This is a genomic window from Actinomadura sp. WAC 06369 (assembly GCF_003947565.1).
Classification (GTDB): Bacteria; Actinomycetota; Actinomycetes; order Streptosporangiales; family Streptosporangiaceae; genus Spirillospora; species Spirillospora rifamycini.
Genome location: NZ_QHJN01000378.1, coordinates 1 through 1,117, shown reverse-complemented (window position 1 = coordinate 1,117; position 1,117 = coordinate 1). Strand labels below are relative to the sequence as shown.

Annotated in this window: 1 protein-coding gene; it reads right to left on the bottom strand. The window is 78.1% G+C overall.

Annotated elements, in window-relative coordinates; translation table 11 throughout:
* The coding region (locus DMH08_RS39545; RefSeq protein ID WP_325052993.1) for a vWA domain-containing protein at nt 1-1,117 on the bottom strand (1,117 nt) is incomplete at both ends.

Sequence of the window (1,117 nt, the reverse complement as noted above, 5' to 3'; positions counted from 1 at the left end):
GCGCGCCTCCAACCCCTCCCGCACCGCCTCCGCCAGCTCCGACTGCCCCGTGTGGTGCGCGACCCGCCGGTTGATCCGGGTGGACCGCGCCTCGTCGTCCGTCCACTCGGCCAGCACGTTCCCCGACGCCAGAACCGCGCCGCCCGGCGCCACCAGCTTCACCCACGCCGCCCGCATCCGCTGCCCGATCGCGCCCGCCGGGACCCGCACGCACAGGTGGTACTCGCGCGCCTCGCTGCCCCACGCGCCCACCGGGTAGTCGCCCGTCCGCTCCCCGGACGCCACGCGGCGCCCCGTCAGGTCCTCGACCGCCGGGACCATCTGCTTCACGAACCGCAGCTCCGCGGCCTGCGGCGTCCACACGCGCAGCGCCACGTCCGCGACCCGCTTGCCCATCGCGGTGCGCGCCATCGCCCGGAAGTCCGCCTCCAGGTCGGCCGGGTCGGGGACGTCCAGGAACCCGCCCAGCAGCGCCGACGCGATCTTGCGCAGCTCCGCGACCTCCCAGTCCGTGCCGACGCCGCGCGCGTCGCACACGAACCGGCCCGCGCACCGCCGCAGCACCGCGTCCAGCTCCGCCGCCGACTCGTGCTGGTTCTTGCCGTCCGTCAGCAGGATCGCGTGCCGCACCGCGCCGTCGTGCCCCGCCAGCAGCCGGTCCGCGAGCCGCAGCCACGACCCGATCGCCGTCCCGCCCGCCGCGTCCAGCCGCCGGACGGCGCGCACCGCGCTCTGCCGCGTCCGCGCGTCCGCGCGCACCAGCCGCTCCCCCTGCGGGAAGACCATCCGGGGCCGGTTGGCGCCCGCGACGACCGCGAAGTGCACGCCGTCGCGCAGCACGTCGACCGCCGTGGCCGCCGCGCGCTTCGCCGCGGCCATCTTGCCGCCGAACGACATCGACCCGGACGTGTCGATGACGATCACCTCGGCCGCCGCGGCGCCCGCCCCGGCGCCGCCCCCGCCGGGCGCCCGCGCGGCCGCGGCGCCCGCCCCGGCGCCGCCCCCGCCGGGCGCCCGCGCCTCCACGGACACGATCGCGTGCATGTCCCGCCCGCCGTCCGGCAGGTACGGGTTCTGGTCGACGCTGATCCGGAACTCGGGAAGGTCGCTCATCGGG